Source organism: Devosia polycyclovorans (assembly GCF_042181575.1).
Classification (GTDB): Bacteria; Pseudomonadota; Alphaproteobacteria; order Rhizobiales; family Devosiaceae; genus Devosia; species Devosia polycyclovorans.
This window is the reverse complement of the sequence record NZ_CP170082.1, coordinates 1,707,237-1,720,485: the sequence shown is the minus strand read 5'-3', so window position 1 is coordinate 1,720,485 and position 13,249 is coordinate 1,707,237. Positions and strand designations below refer to the sequence as shown.

General features: G+C 61.3%; 14 protein-coding genes. 6 read left to right on the top strand and 8 right to left on the bottom strand.

Annotated elements, in window-relative coordinates:
• Nucleotides 1-40: 40 nt before the first annotated feature.
• Complete coding sequence (locus tag ACE4RL_RS08670; RefSeq protein WP_375600096.1) at nt 41-1,186, bottom strand: fumarylacetoacetate hydrolase family protein; 1,146 nt, start codon at nt 1,184-1,186, stop codon at nt 41-43.
• 192 nt (nt 1,187-1,378) lie between these two features.
• Here ACE4RL_RS08670 and ACE4RL_RS08665 point away from each other — a divergent pair, with 192 nt between their 5' ends.
• Nucleotides 1,379-2,095, top strand: a complete 717-nt coding sequence (locus ACE4RL_RS08665) for an SIMPL domain-containing protein (RefSeq protein ID WP_375600095.1) — start codon at nt 1,379-1,381, stop codon at nt 2,093-2,095.
• 349 nt (nt 2,096-2,444) lie between these two features.
• Here ACE4RL_RS08665 and ACE4RL_RS08660 read toward each other — a convergent pair whose 3' ends face one another.
• Both ACE4RL_RS08660 and ACE4RL_RS08655 read right to left on the bottom strand, forming a co-directional pair.
• Complete coding sequence (locus tag ACE4RL_RS08660; protein WP_375600094.1) at nt 2,445-3,275, bottom strand: sulfite exporter TauE/SafE family protein; 831 nt, start codon at nt 3,273-3,275, stop codon at nt 2,445-2,447.
• Nucleotides 3,276-3,278: 3 nt separating this feature from the next.
• Entirely contained in the window at nt 3,279-3,698 is a 420-nt protein-coding gene (locus tag ACE4RL_RS08655) for a secondary thiamine-phosphate synthase enzyme YjbQ (protein ID WP_375600093.1), read from the bottom strand.
• 256 nt (nt 3,699-3,954) lie between these two features.
• Between ACE4RL_RS08655 and ACE4RL_RS08650 the strand changes: the two genes are divergently transcribed.
• The 3 genes from ACE4RL_RS08650 to ACE4RL_RS08640 all read left to right on the top strand — a co-directional run bounded on the left by ACE4RL_RS08650 (nt 3,955) and on the right by ACE4RL_RS08640 (nt 7,578).
• Nucleotides 3,955-6,093 carry an OmpA family protein gene (locus tag ACE4RL_RS08650; RefSeq protein WP_375600092.1) on the top strand — a complete coding sequence of 713 codons (2,139 nt, stop codon included), beginning with the start codon at nt 3,955-3,957 and terminating at the stop codon, nt 6,091-6,093.
• Nucleotides 6,094-6,345: 252 nt separating this feature from the next.
• On the top strand, nt 6,346-6,738 hold the full coding sequence (locus ACE4RL_RS08645) for a hypothetical protein (protein WP_375600091.1): 393 nt from the start codon (nt 6,346-6,348) through the stop codon (nt 6,736-6,738).
• 153 nt (nt 6,739-6,891) lie between these two features.
• Nucleotides 6,892-7,578, top strand: a complete 687-nt coding sequence (locus ACE4RL_RS08640) for a tellurite resistance TerB family protein (protein WP_375600090.1) — start codon at nt 6,892-6,894, stop codon at nt 7,576-7,578.
• Between the two features lie 50 nt (nt 7,579-7,628).
• Here ACE4RL_RS08640 and ACE4RL_RS08635 read toward each other — a convergent pair whose 3' ends face one another.
• Nucleotides 7,629-8,075, bottom strand: coding sequence for an SRPBCC domain-containing protein (locus tag ACE4RL_RS08635; protein WP_375600089.1), 447 nt, complete (start codon nt 8,073-8,075; stop codon nt 7,629-7,631).
• Nucleotides 8,076-8,185: 110 nt separating this feature from the next.
• Between ACE4RL_RS08635 and ACE4RL_RS08630 the strand changes: the two genes are divergently transcribed.
• Nucleotides 8,186-9,406: a helix-turn-helix domain-containing protein gene (locus tag ACE4RL_RS08630; RefSeq protein WP_375600088.1), complete on the top strand. Its 1,221-nt coding sequence runs from the start codon at nt 8,186-8,188 to the stop codon at nt 9,404-9,406.
• 36 nt (nt 9,407-9,442) lie between these two features.
• A complete protein-coding gene (locus tag ACE4RL_RS08625) occupies nt 9,443-10,069 on the top strand; it encodes a glutaminyl-peptide cyclotransferase (protein ID WP_375600087.1) in 627 nt (208 codons plus the stop codon).
• Nucleotides 10,070-10,172: 103 nt separating this feature from the next.
• Here ACE4RL_RS08625 and ACE4RL_RS08620 read toward each other — a convergent pair whose 3' ends face one another.
• From ACE4RL_RS08620 to rpoD, 4 genes are all read right to left on the bottom strand, one after another.
• Nucleotides 10,173-10,394 carry a hypothetical protein gene (locus ACE4RL_RS08620; RefSeq protein ID WP_375600086.1) on the bottom strand — a complete coding sequence of 74 codons (222 nt, stop codon included), beginning with the start codon at nt 10,392-10,394 and terminating at the stop codon, nt 10,173-10,175.
• Nucleotides 10,395-10,468: 74 nt separating this feature from the next.
• Nucleotides 10,469-10,756, bottom strand: coding sequence for an HlyU family transcriptional regulator (locus ACE4RL_RS08615; RefSeq protein ID WP_375600085.1), 288 nt, complete (start codon nt 10,754-10,756; stop codon nt 10,469-10,471).
• The gene (locus tag ACE4RL_RS08610; RefSeq protein ID WP_375600084.1) at nt 10,756-11,061 is read right to left on the bottom strand and encodes a hypothetical protein; all 306 of its coding nucleotides are present in this window, start codon (nt 11,059-11,061) and stop codon (nt 10,756-10,758) included. The genes ACE4RL_RS08615 and ACE4RL_RS08610 overlap by 1 nt, the downstream gene beginning before the upstream one ends.
• A gap of 10 nt (nt 11,062-11,071) precedes the next feature.
• The gene (gene rpoD / locus ACE4RL_RS08605) at nt 11,072-13,120 is read right to left on the bottom strand and encodes an RNA polymerase sigma factor RpoD (RefSeq protein WP_375600083.1); all 2,049 of its coding nucleotides are present in this window, start codon (nt 13,118-13,120) and stop codon (nt 11,072-11,074) included.
• Nucleotides 13,121-13,249 lie beyond the last annotated feature (129 nt).

Sequence of the window (13,249 nt, the reverse complement as noted above, 5' to 3'; positions counted from 1 at the left end):
GGCCTTTCGATTGGAACGCTGGGGGAGAGCCAGCGTGTCTTTAGAGTAAGTTGGCTTGCGCAAGATCGCGCAGCAAATGGCTGGTGCCATAGGTCCAGGGCGGACATTTGGTGGACAGGTTGACCCGATTGGTCAGCGTACCCAGGCTCGGTGTCGAAATGGAGACGACGTCACCCAACTTGTGGGTAAAGCCCTTGCCCTCGCCGTCGCGATCCTTGACCGGGGCGAACATCGTGCCGAGATACAGCACCAGCCCGTCGGGATATTGATGGTGGTCGCCCACAGTGGCGGCGACCAGAGACTCGGGCGTACGCGAAATCTGCGCCATGTTCGATCGGCCTTCGAGCACGAAGCCGTCGGTGCCTTCCACCCGCAGCGCAATTTCGGCCTGCTTGATGGTTTCGAGCGAGAACTCTCCGTCAAACAAGCGGACGAATGGCCCCAGGGAAGCAGACGCATTATTGTCCTTGGCCTTGCCCAGCAACAGCGCCGAGCGGCCTTCGACGTCACGCAGATTAACGTCATTGCCCAGCGTCGCACCGATGATGTCACCCGTGCTGGTCACCACCAGGGCCACTTCAGGCTCAGGATTGTTCCAGTTCGATATCGGATGCAGGCCGACCTCGGCGCCGTGGCCCACCGCACTCATCGGCTGGCCCTTTGTGAAAATCTCCGCGTCCGGGCCGATGCCCACTTCCAGATACTGGCTCCAGACGCCCTTTTCGATCAACGCCGCCTTGACCTTCATGGCCGCTTCCGACCCGGGAACAAGTTGTGACAGATCTGTGCCGATGAGATCGAGAATTTCCGCACGCAAGGCGTCTGCCCGGGAATTATCGCCGCGAGCCTGCTCCTCGATGACCCGTTCGAGCAGCGAGACAACAAAGGTTACGCCCGAGGCCTTGAGTGCCTGCAGATCGATGGGGCACAGCAATTGCGCAACATCCGTGCGGCCACTGCCTGCATTGGCCATGACGCTTTCGATATCGCCGATTGCTCGCCCCGGCGCGGTCCTGACATGCTCTGCCGCCCGTCCGCTTTCCGCGATGTCGCGGACCGTGGCCATACCGCGGGCAGTAATATCCACCAACTGACCGTCACGCACCGTCACAATGCGGGGATGGTCGAACTCGGGCAACCACGCGCGCCCCAATAATACGCCTTGCGGAATGTCTTTTGCGCTCATTTCTGCCCCCTGACATGTTAGTATGTGCCTAGCCCATGCAGCAGGCCGAGTGCAAGCGCTCCTCGATATAAGTCATACTAATGATGTACGCCACCCCCAAAGCTTGGCGTTCAACTTCAGTTCATCTGCGCCGTAATACTGACGCATTGGGCCGGGACATCTCGACCCTGCACAGATTCAAGGAGTTTTTCCATGCGTGCCCTCTGCGTCCTCATTCCTTTTGCTCTTATTGCCTCCGCCCTTCCCGCCTATGCCGGCACAATTTCCATCGAGGGGCGCGGCGAAGTGCGTGCGGCCCCGGACATGGCCACCATCAATTCCGGCGTCACCACGCAGGGCGCCACGGCTCGCGAAGCGCTAGACGCCAATACCGCTGCCATGAGCGAGCTGATCGACGCGCTCAAGGCCGCTGGCATCGAGGCACGCGACATTCAGACATCGGGCTTCTCGGTCAATCCGAACTATGTCTATTCCGATGCTCGCGATGATCTGGGCTATTCCCTGCCGCCCAAGATCAATGGCTACCAGGTGTCCAATTCGGTCACCGTGGTCGTACGCGACCTTGAAGAGCTGGGCAGTATCCTGGATCAGTCCGTGACCGTGGGTGCCAACACCGTGAACGGGGTCAGTTTCTCTGTCGCCGATCCTTCCGAATTGCTTGATCAAGCGCGCAAGCTGGCTTTCGCCGATGCGCGCGGCAAGGCCGAGCTCTATGCCAGTATCGCCGATGCAACACTGGGCGAGCTTGAATCCATTTCCGAGCGCCAGGACTTTAACGGCCCACAGCCCTACCCCATGTATGCGCGGGCAGAAATGTCCGGCGCCGCGCCGGTCCCCGTGGAGGCTGGCGAGATGAGTTTTGCCATAACCGTCAACGTATCGTGGGATTTGGACAACAGCGCCGACTAATCAGTGCACAAGTTGAACTTTGCCATGTTTTGGCCAAACCCGGACGGCCAAACGCGCGTTGTCCTTCTGTAAGGGTAGATCTGATCTCCGGTCTGCCCTTGAGTTCCCGGATCCCCTCATCGAGGGGGCTTGGGCGGTGGGGACGGTTCCACCGTAGTCACTCCGTCCCCACCAACCCCAAACCGGCGGCTTCGCCGCCAAATCGCTCCGGTGGAGCGATTTAATGTTTGGGGGCCATGAGAGCGACGCTCGAATGGCATGCTCGATGGCTGCAGACGACATCTCGGCATGACCCGTTGGAGGGCCACGAGGCCTATGGTCGGGTGGCTTGCACGGGCAGTAGTTCCCCCTACCCCATTACCACCTTCCAAAGCATGTTCAGCCCCACCGCCACCAGGAACAGCGCGAAGACGTACTTCAGCGTCTTCTGGTCCAGCCGGTGGGCCAGCGCGGCGCCCAAAGGCGCACAGAGCGCTGCCAGCACGCCCACCAGCGCAAGAGCCAGCAGATTGATATAGCCGATGCTGAGCGGTGGCAGGCCTTCGACGCCCCAGCCTGAAATCAGAAATCCGGCTGTGCCTGAAACGGCGATCGCAACACCGATTGCGGCCGAAGTGCCAACGGCCTTGTGCATGGTGTCGCCGAACGCCACCAGCGTCGGCACGGTCAGCGAACCGCCGCCAATGCCCATGAGCGATGAGATATAACCCACCACCAATGCCGAAATGCGATGTGTCAGGCTCGACCCCTTCAAATGTCCCATCACTCTGGTCTGGAAGCCGAAGATGATATTGGCCGCGATCACAAAGGCCATGACGGCAAAGACGATGCGCAGCACATCGCCCGAATACCAGCCGGCCATCAGCCCACCGACAAAGGTGCCCAGGACGATGAACGGCGCCCAGAGCTTGAGCACCGCCACATCCAGCGCACCACGCTTGTGGTGCGCCCGGGCGCTCATGATGCCGGTGGGGATGATGATGGCCAGCGACGTGCCCACCGCCATGTGCTGCACCACTTCTGCGTCATAGCCCATGAGCAGCAGGGCGTTGGAAAGGGCTGGCACGATAACCGCGCCGCCGCCAATGCCCAGAAGCCCGGCCGCGATACCTGAAACGACACCCGTGACCAGCAGGCCGACAACGAAAGGCCAGTAGCCCGCCAAAACGCCCCAATCCATTTCTCAGTCCCCAATGATGTGGAACACCAGCTCGCGACGATGCGGCCGCTTGCGGTGTTCAAACAGATAAAGTCCCTGCCATGTGCCAAATACCGGGCGGCCATCACTCACCGGAATGCCGATGGAGGTCTGGGTCAGCGCGGCCTTGATATGGGCCGGCATGTCGTCCGGACCTTCGGCGGTGTGCACCAACCAGTCCATCCCTTCGGGCACCAATCGCCGAAAAAAGCCGGTCAGGTCCGTCTGCACGTCGGGATCGGCATTTTCCTGGATGAGCAGCGAGCACGAGGTATGGCGCACATAGGCCGTCACCAGCCCGGCTTCGATCCGCGCATCGGCCACAAAGTGCCGCAAGGCACGCGTGACCTCGTAGAGCCCCTGGCCCTGTGTTTCCACGATATGACGATCAATGGCTTGTTGCATGCCTTGGGCCTAGCATGTGGACCCGTGGTCCGGAAGTCCGACCCGGCGCGATCCGTCCATGCCGCCGCATTGGCGCCGCAATGCGAGGCAGACATGCCGATAAACTCCACAGCGGAACTCATGGGCAAGCCCTGCGTTCTGGGCCTTGCGGGGCCTGTGGGGTCCATGGGCAACAGGCAAACCCTGTTCATTTGGCGTTCAGGAATGGCCCATGATGCTCGGCAGGAAGTGTTTCGAACACAAAAGGATAAGAACAATGCGCCTCAAGAACTGGCTCCTGACAGGAACCAGCATCGGCCTCATGGCCTTTGCGCCAATCACAGCTTACGCCCAGGACGCGGAATTGCAGTCGGCCTACCAAGCCTACCTCGAGGCCCAGGCCTCTGGCGACGCCGCGGCCCTGGAAGAAGCCCGGACGACGCTGACTGAACTCTGCATCGTGGGCGGCTATACCAGCTTCGAAGAATGCGTCGCGGCGCTTGAAGCGGGCGCGGCCCCTGCGGCCGAAGAACCGGTGGTTGAAGAAACGCCCCCCGCCGAGCAGCCGGCCCCTGTGGAGGACACGGCGCCAGCCGAAGCACCAGCTGCCGAACAGCCTGCCCCTGAACAGCCAGCGGCAGTAGAAGAGCCCGCCGTTCAGGAACAGCCGGTTCAAGAACCTGTCGCTGAACAGCCCAAGGCTGAAGAACCGGCGGTCGAGCCCGCCCCCGCCCAGCAAGAGTCCGTCAACGAAAAACCCATGACGGAGCAGGCGCCTGCTGAAGAGGCCCCTGTCGCTCAAGAAGCGACTCCTGCCCAGGAGCCGCAGGCTGCAGACCCTGCCGTTGCAGAAGACGCCGGCATTGAAGCGCGACTGATCGCTCAGGTTGACGCGCACAACGCGGCCGTCGCAGATCTGGCCGCTGGCGCCGACGCCACTGAGGCACAGTCCCGCATTGATGCAGCTCTGGATCAGATCACCGTAATCTGTGGCGGGCTCGGCTATGCCGACATCGAAACCTGCCTGGCCGAATACGGTCTTGAGCTGACCCCGCTTCCCGAATACATGTCCACCGACGAACAGCCTGCACCCGCGGAAGAAACCACATCCGAGGGTGAACCGGCCGAGGTGATCGAGGACCTGCCTGAGGGCGTGACCCAGGATCAGGTCGCTCCAGTGCTCGACAGCGCCAAGGACGAAGAGGCCGCGCCCTCGGCAAGAGCCCAGCCTGTTGAAGGCGAATCCCCCGTCCAGGCTGGCACCAACGCAGAGGCCGAAGCACAGGCGAACACCGCCGCCGAGGAACCCGCTGCGCCGCCCCCCGCCAATGACGAGGAAGCCCAGTCCGAAGCAATGCGGACGTTTTCAGCCCAACCCATCGCTGCGGTGACCGCAGACGAAGGCGAGGCTGTGAGGGCCGAAGAGAACGCGACCGTCAACCAGACCGTAATCAACAACTACGTCACCAACATCACCACCAATGTCACCGGCGACAACAACACGGTCACCACCGGGTCGCAACAAACTCCGGTTACCGTGGTCGAGGCGCCGGAAGTACAGACAAGCAACGGCGAAGTCTTCACGCAGCTCATCCTGCAAGTGGGTACGCAGCTCTTCGTCAATTCAGTTGGTCTCGATACCGATCGCTTCTACGATCCCCAGGAAGATGAGATCTACTATGAGCGCCTGAGCAATAACCGCGTTCGCGAAGTGATCACCCGCCCAGACGGCACGCAGATCATCACGGTTCGCAATCGCAATGGCGATATCCTGCGCCGCTCGCGTATTGCCCCGGACGGCCGCGAATACATCCTGGCCTACTTCGACGACAGCTACTACGACGACCTCGAACGCTGGCGCGACCCGGCCGAGGACCTGCCTCCGCTTCGGCTCAACATCCCGGTCCGCGAATATGTACTCGATGCCCGCTATGCTGACGAAGATGAACTCGAAGTCTTCTTTAGCCAGCCGCCGGTAGAGCAGGTCGCCCGCCTCTATTCCATCGATGAGGTGAAGCGTTCAGCTCGACTGCGTGACAGTGTCCGTCGCCTCGAAGTGGGCAATCTGACTTTCGATACCGGCGAGGCCACTATCGAGAGAAGCCAGGTTCAGGCGCTGTCCAGCGTTGCAAATGCCATGCTGTCCCTGCTCGAGCGCAATCCGAATGAGACCTTCCTGATAGAAGGCCACACCGACGCCATCGGATCGGACATTGCAAACCTGCGTCTGTCGGACCTCCGGGCTGCCACCGTTGCCCGCGTCTTGACCGACTTCTATGGCGTGCCGCCCGAAAACCTGGCGACCCAGGGTTATGGCGAACGCTACCTGAAGATCCGTACCGAGGCGGCTGAGCGTCAAAACCGCCGCGTCACCATCCGCCGGATCACGCCTCTGATCACCGTCGCTGCACGCTGATTACGAGACGACCGACCACGCTGAAAGGCCGGGCCCAGCGCCCGGCCTTTTCCATTGCTTGATCGAGCACTCACGAATTCTTGAAAAAGCCACAATGAGTCTTTGCCGCATGAAGCCCAAACGGAACATCAAACCATTGAAATTGTTCGATTTTCGAAAACCGTACAGGCAAATAATGCCCTCTTCACAACCTCGGGAACTCTCCACTCAAGGCCGCGTTTATTAGCCAGCGTTGAAACATAGGAGCAGATGATGGCTACCCCCGAACGCGATACTGTTTACACCCGTGACGGCAATCGGACCGTCTATACCCGTGAGAGCAATGGTACTGGCTGGTTCGTCGGCATCATCGTTGCTCTGGCCCTGCTGGCTATCGGCTATCTGGTCTTCTCGGCCAATTCCGGCCCGTCGACCACTGTCGATGTGAACGGCGTCCCGGCGACAGAAGCCCCGATGACCGATCCGGCCATAGCACCAGCCCCGATGACCGAGGCTCCGGCAGTTGAAACTGCCCCGGCTCCGGCCACCGAGGCCCCCGCCGCTGAAACGGCCCCGATGACTGAGGTCGCTCCGGCTGCCGAGCCCGCCGCTCCGGCTGAAACCGCCCCGGCAGTTGACGCCGAGCTCGCCCCCCCGGCCCAGTAATAACTGAACCGGACCTGGCCCCTCCCTCCAGGACCGCAAAGACCCCGGTGTCACACCGGGGTCTTTCTTTGTGCGCGTTGCAAATTACGTATTTCGGTTGCCAAAATCCCTAGCTGCACCCATCTGCATGAGAACCATCAAAGGGAGCCGCCCGTGTTCAATATCGACCAGATTCTCAAGACCCTGCAGACCGACAAGAACATGCAGAGCACAGCCATGACTGGCGCGGCGGGGCTCGCCCTAGGGACGCTGCTGTCCGGTGGCAAGCCGGGCAAGCTTCTGGGAAATACGGTCAAGCTCGGTGCCCTTGCGGCGGTTGGCGGGCTTGCCTACAAGGCTTGGCAATCTTATCAGCAGAGCCAGGCCAACCCAACTTCCGCACCGCGGGAAGATGCCTTCATTCCCGCCCCCGCCGATACCGCGGGACAGGAAGAACTGGGCAAGTCCCTGGTGCGCGCGATGATCGCAGCAGCCAAGGCCGATGGCCGCATCGACGCCGAGGAAAAAGAAGCGATTTTTGCAAAACTCAAGACCATGCCGCTCTCCGCAGAAGAGAAGGCCTGGGTTTTCGATGAACTGTCCGCCCCGCTCGATATCAACGCCGTCGTCGCCCGCGCCGACACGCCCGAGCACGCCGCCGAAATCTATGCGGCCTCCCTGGTCGCCATCAGCGCCGACACCGCTGCCGAACAGGCCTATCTCGAAGCGCTCGCCATCAAGCTCAAGCTCGATCCGGCCCTGGTAGCCGAAATTCATCGGCAGGCCGGTCAAAAGGCGCCTCAGCCCGCCGCTGCCCCGCCATCGCCATTGGCCTATACGCCCAACACCAGCAACATTTGAAGCGCCGGGCTGCACGGGCACGTCCCGCGCAGCCCAGTGCCTGGAACCCCTCAGTTCCAGTTGTCGATCTTCACGTCCCGAGGATGCGGCAGACCCTGCCCCGTTTCCAGCAAGGACTTCAGGCTCATCAGGAACATCGCCCACTTGGTGCTGCAATGGTGCATAGCCTCGCTCGGCTCGGCCCAGCCGGCGTGCTTGAAGAACACCAGCGTATAATCGTCTGATTGACTGATATCGAAGCTGATCCTTGTGCCGATCCAATCCTCCGGCCCATTCATCACCTGCCATTCCACTCGCTTGCCCGGAACCTGTTCAAGCACCTTCATGACAAAGAAGCCGGCGTCACCAAATGTGAACCGGATCAGCTTTCCTGAGACATCGTCGTGCCTGACATCATTGGTCCACCATGCGCCCAGGCCCTCCAGTTGCGTCAGCGCCTGGAACACCTCTTGCGGGCTCGACGACTTGGCGCCAATTTTGTGTAGAATATCGGGCATGTTAGCTCTCCTGCCTGTTCATCTGTTCAACTCGGCCGCTGCTCGCGGCTCTTGGGCAAGCTAGGAGGGGTCGGCGTCGTGGCGGGAGTGACACTTGTGTCGGGATTTGCATGGACGCCGTGATTATCGCTGCCGGCCATGCCCTGGCGCATGGCGATGTTCTTGGCGCACTCAAGCGAGTCGCCCTGCGAGATGACCCGGCGGCCCTGGTGCTGCGAGGCCTCGCAATGGCCCAGATGGGCGAACTAGAGCGAGCGCGCGCCCTGCTCAAATCCGCCGCGCGGAGGTTCGGTCCCGGGGAAATCGTCGCCAAGGCGCGTTGTCGGTTGGCGGAAACGGAAATCGCCCTAGTCCTGCGCAACCTCAATTGGCCCGAAACGCGGCTGACCGAAGTGCGCTCGGTGCTGATCTTTCACGGAGATCAGGCCAACGCGACCCATGCCTTGCAACTTGAGGCCCGACGTCTGCTGTTGCTCGGAAAGCCCGACAGGGCCGAGGCGCTGCTGCAGGCATCTTCCTCGGCTTCCGTGCCCGCCCAACTCGCAGCAGGGCATCACCTTATCGAAGCTGGCATAGCCATGCGGCGCCTGCAGGTTCAACGTGCCCGCCAAGCCCTTGCCGAGGCTGCTCGACACGCTGAGCGGTCGGGCATAGCGGCTCTGCAGGCGGAAGCCCAGCATGCCTGGCAACAGATAGACGACCAGATGGTGCTTGTGACCCGCCAGGGCTCAGCCAGCACTATGACCCTGGACGAGATCGAGCCTATTCTCGCTTCGCCCGCATTGGTGGTGGATGCCTGCCGAAGTCTTGGGTGCCTGGACGGGCAGATCGTTCCACTCGCCACTCGCCCGGTGCTTTTCGCCCTGTTGCTGGCGCTGGCACAGGCCTGGCCCGCTGACGTCACACGTGCGAACCTGCTGTCCCAGGCGTTCGGTGCGCGGTTCACCGACGAATCGCATCGCGCCCGGCTGCGCGTCGAAATCGGCCGCCTTCGCACCCTCATGGCGTCGATGGCTGATATCCGTTCGACGCATAAAGGCTATCGCCTCGCGCCACGGAGCGGTCGCGATGTTGTGGTTCTGGCCCCGCCCCGACCTGAGCGTCACGCCGCGCTTCTGGCGCTTCTGGCAGATGGCGAGGCCTGGTCCAGTTCTGCCTTGGCGCTCGCCCTGGGCACCGGCGCCCGAACGGTTCAAAGAGCGCTCGAAGAACTGGTCGCCGCCGACAAGGTACAGCGCTTCGGCAAGGGGCCAGCCCAGCGCTGGATCGCACGCCCCCTGCTGGGCTTCCCGACAACACTGTTACTCCCGGGCCCCCTGCCAGGCGCCTAGAGTGGGTAGCGATCGCAATGCCCAAGGAATAGCCTCATGAAATCCGTACCTGCAGAAATCCTCAAGGAATATGGCCCGTTTCCGGGCGTCACCGACATTCACGGCGTCACCTATGACGGGGATCTCGTCTGGTTTGCCTCAGGTGATCGGCTCAATACCCTCAACCCCGTTAGCGGCCAGTTGCAGGACGGCTTCGATACGCCCGCCTATGCCGGCACCGCCTTTGACGGAACGCATCTGTTCCAAATTGCCGAGGACCGCATCAACCGCCTCGACCCCGAGACAGGCACTATCCTGAGCTCCATCCCGACACCCGGCGATGGCGCCTCCGGACTTGCCTGGGCCGAGGGGTCGTTGTGGGTAGGCGAGTACCGCGCGAAACGGATTCATCAGGTCGATCCGGCAACAGGCGAGGTTCTCCGCAGCATCGAGGCAACGCGCTTCGTTACCGGCGTCACCTGGTCAGACGGGCAACTCTGGCATGGGACCTGGCAGGACGATCAAAGCGATATCCGCCATATCGACCCCGAAACGGGCCAGGTGATTGAGGTCATCGAAATGCCGCAAGGCATGGGCGTGTCAGGCCTCGAAAGCGATGGCGGCGATCGCTTCTATTGCGGTGGCGGCAGTAGCGGCAGGCTCCGTGTGGTCCGCCGCCCCTGAGCGCACCGATGGGCGCCGGTGGAAGCCAGCTGTCTAACCGCGGCCGCGATAGGGGGGAGCGCACACTTCCTTGCCCAGTTGCAGCGCCCCGCTGTTCGTGCAGCTATTTGCCCGAGCGCTTGATCGACTTGATGGCCAGCGGCGGTTGACCCGACTTCTCGGAAATCGCGCGATCCTGCTCCTCGATAGCAGCACGTGCCGGTTCGTCTCCGTCGAGGCCACCCAGCAGGCTCGCATCCACCTTGCGGTTGGACCGCTGCGAACCATCTTCATAAACGATGTCGAACATTACGAATTCCGTGCGGGCGGTCGGCTTCCTGGCCATTCTGGCATCCTTTCAAACGTAAAACCGCGAGCCGTCATGGCTCGCGGTCGTCGGTCAATTCTAGTCTGTCGGCGTTAGCGGTAAATCTGGTCGCCTTGCTCATCGATGATCTGCCGGCCCTTGCTCAGCGCCAGCGTCACCAGGTCCTCACGCGAGCTCATCTTGTCGGCGCGAATGAAGCGATATGTCTTGGTTTCGCCCGCAACCTCTTTCTCGATCAGACCGGCCAGCTGCAACTCGCTGCCTGCCTTCATCTCGATGGCCTTGATCAGATAGCCCTTATAGCTCTCTTCGCCCAGAACCTTGTCGCCCTCCGGTTCCGAGGCGGATCCGCCGCCGAAGAGCTTTTTGAAGAACGACATCATGAGCCTCCAGATTGTCCTGTCCTGCGCGCGGGCCGCGGTCTTTGCAACTCGCCGCGCTTTTCCATCTCCTCCTGCAACCAAAGCGGTGAGATGTCAAAGTAGTTCGGCCAGATCGGCTTGCCATTGACCAGATCGACCTTGGCAAAATAGCCCCGATCTCGCAAAGGCTCTGTCCCCTCGCCACGCTCCGCCAGCATTGGCGCCGCATTGAAAGTGCCCCAGGTGCCATCGGAAAAGGTGACAACCAGTTTGAACGGTATTGCGGTTCTGAGAGACGTCAGCTTGAGGTTGGGGGCAGCCATCTGACTGCCCCTAATTATCGAGGAAGCTCCGCAGCTTGCGCGACCGGCTCGGGTGCTTGAGCTTGCGCAGCGCCTTGGCTTCGATCTGGCGGATGCGTTCGCGGGTCACCGAGAACTGCTGACCCACTTCCTCAAGCGTATGGTCGGTGTTCATGCCGATGCCGAAACGCATACGCAGCACGCGTTCTTCGCGCGGCGTGAGTGAGGCCAGAACGCGGGTCGTGGTTTCGCGCAGGTTCGACTGGATGGCCGCATCGATCGGTTGCACCGCATTGGCGTCCTGGATGAAATCCCCGAGGTTGGAATCTTCCTCGTCGCCGATCGGCGTTTCAAGCGAGATCGGCTCCTTGGCGATCTTGAGGACCTTGCGCACCTTGTCGAGCGGCATCTGCAGCTTTTCGCTGAGCTCTTCCGGCGTCGGCTCGCGACCGATTTCATGCAGCATCTGGCGACTGGTGCGGACGATCTTGTTGATCGTCTCGATCATGTGCACCGGAATACGGATGGTGCGCGCCTGATCGGCGATAGAGCGGGTGATTGCCTGGCGAATCCACCAGGTCGCATAGGTTGAGAACTTGTAGCCGCGGCGATATTCGAACTTGTCCACGGCCTTCATCAGGCCGATATTGCCCTCCTGGATCAGGTCCAGGAACTGCAGGCCGCGGTTGGTGTACTTCTTGGCAATCGAGATCACCAGGCGAAGATTGGCTTCCACCATCTCCTTCTTGGCGATGGCCGCTTCGCGTTCACCCTTCTGCACCTTATGCACAATGCGGCGATACTCGCCGATATCGAGCCCGGCTTCGGTGGCCAGCGTCGCAATCTCATTGCGAATATCGGCAATGGTGTCAGTCTCGCGGCGGGCGAATTCAGCCCAACCCTTGCCTTCGAAGTTCTCCAGCGACCATTCCCAGCTCGGATCCAGCTCGCGCCCGTAGTAATTCTCAAGGAAGGATTCGCGCTTGACGCCATAGCTTTCGGCCAGGCGCAGCAACCGGCCTTCCAAACGCACCAGGCGCTTGTTGATGTCGTAGAGCTGCTCGACCAGGCTTTCGATACGGCCATTATTGAGCGAGAGGGACTTCACGTCGGCAATCACTTCAGCGCGCAGGGCGCTGAGACGGCTGTTTTCGGCGTCCGACACCGTGGCGGTGCGGTCTTCGGCGTGGCGGTCCTGCATCTCGCGCATCTCGCCATAGGCGGCAGCAATGCGGTCAAAGGTCTCCACCACTTGCGGCTTCAGCTCTGCTTCCATGGCCGAAAGCGACAGGGCGTTGTCGAACTCGTCGTCGTCATCGTCCTGTGGGTCCTGCGGCGCCTCGGGCTCCTCAGGCACATACTCGTCATCGTCACCCGAAGCGCGCTTGGGCGCGGCCTTCTGCTTCTCCTTGACCGGCTCGGGCTCTGGTTTGGGCGCCACCTGAACCTCGGGCGCCGCTTGCTTGGCGTCGGGGCCGGCATAGGTGGCTTCCAGGTCGATAATGTCGCGCAGCAGGATTTCGCCCTGTCCGAGCTGCTCGCGCCAGATAATGATAGCCTGGAAAGTCAGCGGGCTTTCGCAAAGCCCCTCGATCATGGTTTCGCGGCCGGCCTCGATGCGCTTGGCGATGGCGATTTCGCCTTCGCGACTGAGCAGTTCCACCGAACCCATCTCGCGCAGATACATGCGCACTGGGTCATCGGTGCGGTCCGAACCGGACTTGGCGTTGGATGTGTTGGCGACGGCCGTGCCGGTCGAGGTGGCGACTTCGGTGCCGCTGTCTTCCTCGTCCTTTTCGACTTCTGTCTCTTCGACCTCGTCTTCGTCGACCACGTTGATGCCCATCTCCGAGAACATCGACATGAAGTCTTCGATCTGTTCCGAGCTGACCTCGTCGGAGGGCAGCACGGCATTCAGCTCTTCATAGGTGACATAGCCACGCTTCTTGGCGACCTTGATGAGCTTTTTGACGGCCGCATCGTTCTGATCGATCAAAGGAGAGTCGTTTGAAGTTTCCGCGGCGCCGCTTTCCGGCTTTTCGGTTTCCTTCGAGGCTTTGTTCGCTGCCTTGGTGGCCATCTGGTACTCCTCGGAACCCACGGGCAGGTGGTCCCGGCTGTGTCTTACGTGGTGACAACTCAAGACAAGGTAAAGGTTCCATCACCGGACCGTTAACACGTCCGTGTGACATAGTTCGCTTTCGGGCAG

Bases quoted from the DNA above. Each gene is read 5' to 3' on its own strand.
- ACE4RL_RS08670 (WP_375600096.1), bottom strand. From the start codon at position 1,186: ATGAGCGCAAAAGACATTCCGCAAGGCGTATTATTGGGGCGCGCGTGG.
- ACE4RL_RS08665 (WP_375600095.1), top strand. From the start codon at position 1,379: ATGCGTGCCCTCTGCGTCCTCATTCCTTTTGCTCTTATTGCCTCCGCC.
- ACE4RL_RS08660 (WP_375600094.1), bottom strand. From the start codon at position 3,275: ATGGATTGGGGCGTTTTGGCGGGCTACTGGCCTTTCGTTGTCGGCCTG.
- ACE4RL_RS08655 (WP_375600093.1), bottom strand. From the start codon at position 3,698: ATGCAACAAGCCATTGATCGTCATATCGTGGAAACACAGGGCCAGGGG.
- ACE4RL_RS08650 (WP_375600092.1), top strand. From the start codon at position 3,955: ATGCGCCTCAAGAACTGGCTCCTGACAGGAACCAGCATCGGCCTCATG.
- ACE4RL_RS08645 (WP_375600091.1), top strand. From the start codon at position 6,346: ATGGCTACCCCCGAACGCGATACTGTTTACACCCGTGACGGCAATCGG.
- ACE4RL_RS08635 (WP_375600089.1), bottom strand. From the start codon at position 8,075: ATGCCCGATATTCTACACAAAATTGGCGCCAAGTCGTCGAGCCCGCAA.
- ACE4RL_RS08630 (WP_375600088.1), top strand. From the start codon at position 8,186: ATGGACGCCGTGATTATCGCTGCCGGCCATGCCCTGGCGCATGGCGAT.
- ACE4RL_RS08625 (WP_375600087.1), top strand. From the start codon at position 9,443: ATGAAATCCGTACCTGCAGAAATCCTCAAGGAATATGGCCCGTTTCCG.
- ACE4RL_RS08620 (WP_375600086.1), bottom strand. From the start codon at position 10,394: ATGGCCAGGAAGCCGACCGCCCGCACGGAATTCGTAATGTTCGACATC.
- ACE4RL_RS08615 (WP_375600085.1), bottom strand. From the start codon at position 10,756: ATGTCGTTCTTCAAAAAGCTCTTCGGCGGCGGATCCGCCTCGGAACCG.
- ACE4RL_RS08610 (WP_375600084.1), bottom strand. From the start codon at position 11,061: ATGGCTGCCCCCAACCTCAAGCTGACGTCTCTCAGAACCGCAATACCG.
- rpoD (WP_375600083.1), bottom strand. From the start codon at position 13,120: ATGGCCACCAAGGCAGCGAACAAAGCCTCGAAGGAAACCGAAAAGCCG.